Origin of the sequence: Sulfurimonas sp. (assembly GCF_014859695.1) — a bacterium.
In the GTDB taxonomy this organism is placed as follows: Bacteria; Campylobacterota; Campylobacteria; order Campylobacterales; family Sulfurimonadaceae; genus Sulfurimonas.
On record NZ_JACUTS010000096.1, the window covers coordinates 1 to 5,813 of the forward strand.

Consider the following 5,813-nt stretch of genomic DNA (forward strand, 5'->3'; position numbering starts at 1 on the left):
TCTTCACTAAAAAGCGAGTTATCAACCTTCATAGGTTACTATATCAGAAATATATTGTAAAAAGTTTAGTTTATGAAAAATATGATTTATAAGTCAAGTGCCGGAGATTTGGATTTAAGCAAAATAACGCGACTCTATCCTGCAGTCGTTGTCGACTCAAACGGCGAGGTCGCAGAGATGAGTTTGGAGTGGGCGGAGCTTTACGGAGACAAGGTTAAGCTCATATCTTACGTTTTGGTTTTTGATTTTACCCCTGCACATGAAGAGAAAAAAGAGAAAATTACTCTGGAGTTTGAGACGAAAGAGGAGCTTATAGCATCCATGCGAGAGGTGTCACAATTTTTTCAAAACTAATCTCGCGCGATACGCACAGGGTCTTCTCTATAGCAATCCCCGCGGCACTTAAGCATCTAGTCGATATTCTTCAGATTCTTGTAGATATGATTATGGTTGGTATGGTAAGTGTCTCGGCTTTGGCGGCTGTGGGCATGAGCATGCAGTTTATGATGATTGTCAATGTGCTTATGACGCTCTATGTTGTCGGCGGAAATGCGCTGATATCGCGCTTTATCGGACAGGGGAGAAAAAGAAGGGCTTCAGCACTTCTCTATTCGCTTGGGATCTTTGCGGCTGTTTTATCTGTTTTTGTCTCCATCGGCGGCTACGCAGGTAGTGAGTATATTTATGCGCTTATGGGCGCAAAAGAGGATGTGGTAGAGCAGGGCGCACTCTATTTTAAGATAATCTCTTTGGGTATCGTGTTTATCTTTATCGACACGCTTTTATATAACGCACTCTCAGCCGCGGGAGATACGAAAAACTCTCTCTACATCAAGCTTGTCTCTACGGTCATTAACGCTTTTTTGAACTATGTTCTTATCTTTGGACACTTTGGCTTTGAGGCGATGGGAATAGAGGGAGCGGCGTACGCAACCGTAATCTCCTATTGTTTTAATGTTTTTGCCTACTATATTCTTATAAAAAAGCCCCATAGCAAGCTCAATATCATCCCTATCATAAGAGTAAAAGATCTAATCAGAGTCTGGCATGTAGGATGGAGCGCAACGCTTGATAGAGGAATATCAAGCATCTCATTTCTCTTTTTTGTAGCCATAATTGCCGCATACGGAACAGAGGAGTTAGCAGGGTATCAAGTCGGACTTCGCATAGAGGGAATCGCTTTTATGCCCGGTTTTGGTTTTGCCATAGCCGCAACGGCGCTTGTCGGGCAGAGTTTGGGCGCAAAAAACGAAGAGCGAGCCTATAACATGGGTATCATAAGCGGACGGATAGCCTATGTGTTTATGGGGAGTGTCGGTGTTTTTCTTATTCTTTTTCCTGAATATTTAGTAAGTTTTTTTACAAAAGATGCCGCTACGATTGCAGTGGCTTCATACTACCTTATACTGGTCGGCTTGGCTCAAATCCCGCTTGCCATTATGTTCGTCTACTCGGGAGCATTAAGGGGAGCGGGAGCGACAAAAATCACACTAAAGATTAATGTGCTCTCACTTTGGTTATTTCGGGTTATACCATCTTATATAGCTTACAAAATGGGTTATGGAATTGTTGCAATTTTTGTGATAATGAATGTAGAAACACTTATAAAAGGGCTTATCTATGTCTATATATATAAGAAAAAAGTATGGCTTGATACAAAAGTTTAGTGATTAAAATTTGAAGCTTTAAGATGAAAAAGATATAATTGTCTTCAAATTATATAGAGCGAGAACGGTATGAGTATTCCTTGTAAGACAAGACGAAACACCCTGATTCTAACTTCAATTGTCTTTGGAGTTGCATTGTCAGTTGTTTATCTGTTTTTAAATTATGAATTAAACAACTCGATAGATAGGCAGTTTCAAAAGGTTGTATCTTCTGCTAAAAATCTCTTTGAGATAAATCTAGAGCATGACAAAGCGCAGCTGGAACTCAGGCTTGAAGAGCTTATGGCTTCAGAGGGTCTGGCAAAAGCTGTTTCAGGCAGAGATTATGAAAACATAGCTTCAATAGTCTTGCCTCTCTACAATGAACTAAAACTGATTCATGATTCTCTCAATATCCTTACTTTTCGCTCTAATGACGGAACAACGCTTTACAGGGCACACAAGCCTGAATATTTCGGTGATATGTTAAATAAAAAAAGAACTCTTATAGTCGATACAAATACTCTGCAGCAATCATTTAGCGGTTTTGAAGTCGGCAATCTTGAGATGACATACCGCATAACAAAACCGATTTTTTACAATGAGGTTTATGTAGGAAATGTTGAGCTTGGAATATCTCCGGATAATTTTTTAAAAAGTTTAAGCTCCATATTTAAAGCAGACATAGGCGTTGCTATAAACAGGTCGCTGCTTGATATTATGCTAAGTAAAGAGGGTGTTATAGTAGATGAAAACCATATCTATATAAAAGGCAGCGAAAAACTAAAGACCCATTTTCAACATGAGCACAAGGAGGATGCGGAGCTCTATAAAGTAGATATGAGCATCCCTCTAAATAATCATCTCTCGCAGACGCTCGGCTATTTGGTGGTAGGCTATGATATGTCGGCAGTCGCAAAAAAAGATAGAGAATTTATTCAGCATCTATTTTTTATGATAGTTATAATCATGCTTACTTTAGGGACTATTCACCACTTTGGTTTTAGCAAAATGCTTAATCACTTCTCAAAACAGGTCTATACCGACCACTTGACAGCTCTTTTGAACAGACATGCATTAAACGACAACCTGCTTTCTCCAAAAAAAAAGGTGCTTATTTTGAGCAATATAAAAGAGTTTAGCCTTATTAACGAGCTTTACGGCGTTGATGTGGGCAATGAGATTCTTATTAAAGCCGCCGACGCCTTTGATGAGTTTGTAAAAAAATATAGGTTTGACGCATACAGAATATCTTCGGATGAGTTTGTTCTTCTTAAAAAAGAGGATGATTTTGACGGTGATGAGTATTGTAAAATAATCGAGGAGCTTCATGTTAAGATAAACTCTCTTCAGATTTTTGTAGCAGGAGTTGATGAGGTTATAACTATTGAAATATATTCGGGCATAGCTTTTAACGACAAACATCCGCTTGAAGATGCTCAGATGGCGATTAAAAAAGCCAAAAAACAGTCTTTGCCTTATCTTATGTATTCGCCAAAAGTCGATACAAAAGAGTACTCACAGAGTGTCATGAGAGTTAAGCGCTGTATAAAATATGCGCTAGAGCATAAAAATGTGATTCCATTTTTTCAGCCCATAACAAACAGAGATGGGGAAATTATAAAATATGAGGCTTTGGTCAGAATAGTTGAGTTTGACGGAGGAGAGAAAAAGATTTTACCTCCGTGTGATTTTTTGGATATATCTATGAGTAGCGGTCTGTATATAAAAATAGCAAAAGAGATGCTGGTACAAAGCCTATCACTTTTTGCTCAAAGAAGCGAAAAGATAGCAATAAATTTTCTGCCTAGCGATTTTTTCAATTCATCAATGATGGATACTTTGGTTGAACAGATTAAAAAGTTTGACTCTCCTCAAAGAGTAGTTGTTGAGATTACAGAACAAGAGGGTGTAGAGAACTTTGAGATGTTGAGAAAAGCTGTTGAAAAATTGCGTGAGATGGGTGTGCAAATTGCCATAGATGATTTTGGAAGCGGCTACGCAAACTACGCCCATGTGCTAGAGATAAAGCCTGATTATATAAAAATTGACGGCTCGCTTATACAAAACATACTAACCGAGAACGATTCTAAGATACTGGTTAAAAGCATAGTGCGATTTGCAAAAGACTTAAACATTACCACCGTAGCAGAGTTTGTTGAAAACGAAGAGATATTTGAACTACTCAAAGAGTACGGCGTAGATGAGTTTCAGGGGTACTATTTTGGACGTCCGAGTGATTTGATTACACCCAGTTATCAAGCTTGAGCTCTTTGACCCTTTTGAATTCTTTTATGTTGTTTGTAACTAGCTTCATATTGCATGAGAGTGCGTGAGATGCTATCATCATATCAAGCCCACCTATGACTTGCCCTCTTTTTTCCAAATCTGCTCTTATTTTCCCATAGGCAATAGAGGCTTTCATACCGTATTCTAAGATATCGAAAGGTTTTAGAAAATGCTCAAGCGCCAAAAGATTTTTTTCTACGTGTTCACTTTTATAAACACCGTAATACAGCTCACTTACCGTAATGCTTGAGAGAACCAAATCGCCTACTTCAAACTCTTTAAATTTTTCTCTCACATTTTGAGGCTTGTTTTTGATGATATAGATACAGATATTGGTATCAAGCATCTGCTTTTTCAAAAGAAATTTTCTCTTTTTTGAGTTGGCTGTACTCTTGTTTGCATAAAATCGTCCGAAAATTCATCAAGTCTGTCAAACATATGATCCCATACGCTTTTGTCATTTTTTGGCATCAAAATAATGCCATCTTCAACCCTCTTTATAAAAAGCTCTTCCTGATTTTCAAACCTAAACTCTTTTGGCAATCTTACCGCCTGGCTTTGACCATTTTTAAACAGTTTTGCAACAGCACTCATAACACCCTCCTTTAAGTATATATCTTTAAGTATATACTATTATTATTGTTTTGTCAATTACTCTTTTTTGCCTCAAACTTCTCTTTAAGCTCTTTTGCTTTTTCGTAACTCTCTTTTTGCGCTTCTACTATTTCATCGAATGCAAAACCTTTCATGATTGTTGCATATAAATATGGCTTATCTTTTCGCCAGTTTCTAAGTGTTCTAGGGTCAATATCAAATAATCTTGCCATATCTTGCTGTGTCAGTTTCATGCAAAAACTCTACACAAAAAAATATTCTAAAAAAATTCGGAAATATTTGTATGTGTTTTATTTTAAAATAGGAAGTATATGTATATAATAAAAACTATTTTCGGAATTAAAATCCTGAAAAACTTAAAAATTGAGAAACAGATGCTCTTTAACTCCTACGAATTTATCTTTTTATTTTTACCCATTATCTTCTTTGGGTATTTTTTCCTCATATCTAAAAGATTGGCAGTTGCTTCTAAAGTTTGGCTTGTTTTTGGAAGTCTATTTTTTTATAGTTGGTGGAATGTAGCCTATCTGCCGCTTATAGTTGCTTCAATGCTTGTAAATTTTGCAGTTGGAAATTCTTTAAACGAAAACTTCAAAAAAGCAAAAATAGGTAAAAAAACGCTTTTAGGTTTTGGGGTTGTGGCAAATATTGCTTTGCTTGGTTACTTTAAATACAGCGATTTTTTTATAGAAAACTTTAACGGTATATTTGGTGCAAATATCCCGCTCTCTCATATCGCTCTTCCTCTTGCCATAAGCTTTTTTACCTTTCAGCAAATAGCGTATTTGGTGGATAGTTATAGAGCAGAAACAAAAGAGTATGACTTTTTAAACTATGCGTTGTTTGTGACATTTTTTCCTCAGCTTATCGCTGGACCGATTGTGCATCATAAAGAGATGATGCCGCAATTTGCAAGCAAGTGGAATATGGTAAAAAATTACCGTAACATCGCCATGGGACTTTTCATTTTCTCCATGGGTTTGTTCAAAAAAGTGGTAATCGCAGATACTTTTGCAACATGGGCAACCGCAGGCTTTGATACGGCAACAACGCTGAACCTGTTTGAAGCGTGGGCTACAAGTCTTTCATACACTTTTCAAATTTACTTTGATTTTTCAGGTTATACCGACATGGCAATTGGTGCCGCACTTCTTTTTAACATCCGCTTGCCCATCAACTTTAACTCTCCATATAAAGCAACAAATATAAAAGATTTTTGGAGAAGATGGCACATCACGCTTAGTAGATTTCTAAGAGATTATG

Annotated in this window: 7 protein-coding genes; 4 read left to right on the top strand and 3 right to left on the bottom strand. The window is 37.2% G+C overall.

From position 1 onward, the window contains the following. Positions 1 to 72 precede the first annotated feature (72 nt). From IBX42_RS10930 to IBX42_RS10940, 3 genes are all read left to right on the top strand, one after another. Positions 73 to 354, top strand: coding sequence for a hypothetical protein (locus IBX42_RS10930; RefSeq protein ID WP_294932843.1), 282 nt, complete (start codon positions 73 to 75; stop codon positions 352 to 354). 35 nt (positions 355 to 389) lie between these two features. After that, positions 390 to 1,667 carry an MATE family efflux transporter gene (locus IBX42_RS10935; RefSeq protein ID WP_294932854.1) on the top strand — a complete coding sequence of 426 codons (1,278 nt, stop codon included), beginning with the start codon at positions 390 to 392 and terminating at the stop codon, positions 1,665 to 1,667. A gap of 135 nt (positions 1,668 to 1,802) precedes the next feature. Further along, on the top strand, positions 1,803 to 3,914 hold the full coding sequence (locus IBX42_RS10940) for an EAL domain-containing protein (RefSeq protein WP_294932846.1): 2,112 nt from the start codon (positions 1,803 to 1,805) through the stop codon (positions 3,912 to 3,914). Here IBX42_RS10940 and IBX42_RS10945 read toward each other — a convergent pair. Genes IBX42_RS10945 through IBX42_RS10955 form a run of 3 tightly spaced genes read right to left on the bottom strand, consistent with a single transcriptional unit; the run spans position 3,892 to position 4,783 of the window. Next, positions 3,892 to 4,293 carry a type II toxin-antitoxin system VapC family toxin gene (locus IBX42_RS10945; RefSeq protein ID WP_294932848.1) on the bottom strand — a complete coding sequence of 134 codons (402 nt, stop codon included), beginning with the start codon at positions 4,291 to 4,293 and terminating at the stop codon, positions 3,892 to 3,894. The genes IBX42_RS10940 and IBX42_RS10945 overlap by 23 nt on opposite strands. After that, positions 4,290 to 4,529: a type II toxin-antitoxin system VapB family antitoxin gene (vapB, locus tag IBX42_RS10950; RefSeq protein WP_294932850.1), complete on the bottom strand. Its 240-nt coding sequence runs from the start codon at positions 4,527 to 4,529 to the stop codon at positions 4,290 to 4,292. Before vapB ends, IBX42_RS10945 begins: the two co-directional genes overlap by 4 nt. Positions 4,530 to 4,582: 53 nt before the next feature. After that, the gene (locus tag IBX42_RS10955; protein WP_294932852.1) at positions 4,583 to 4,783 is read right to left on the bottom strand and encodes a hypothetical protein; all 201 of its coding nucleotides are present in this window, start codon (positions 4,781 to 4,783) and stop codon (positions 4,583 to 4,585) included. 141 nt (positions 4,784 to 4,924) lie between these two features. Between IBX42_RS10955 and IBX42_RS10960 the strand changes: the two genes are divergently transcribed. Continuing rightward, positions 4,925 to 5,813: MBOAT family O-acyltransferase (locus IBX42_RS10960; RefSeq protein WP_294932856.1), on the top strand; the 889-nt coding region annotated here is incomplete at its 3' end.

What these genes read in the sequence shown, in the direction of transcription:
- IBX42_RS10930 (WP_294932843.1), top strand. Translation starts at nt 73, where the DNA reads ATGAAAAATATGATTTATAAGTCAAGTGCCGGAGATTTGGATTTAAGC.
- vapB (WP_294932850.1), bottom strand. Translation starts at nt 4,529, where the DNA reads ATGAGTGCTGTTGCAAAACTGTTTAAAAATGGTCAAAGCCAGGCGGTA.
- IBX42_RS10955 (WP_294932852.1), bottom strand. Translation starts at nt 4,783, where the DNA reads ATGAAACTGACACAGCAAGATATGGCAAGATTATTTGATATTGACCCT.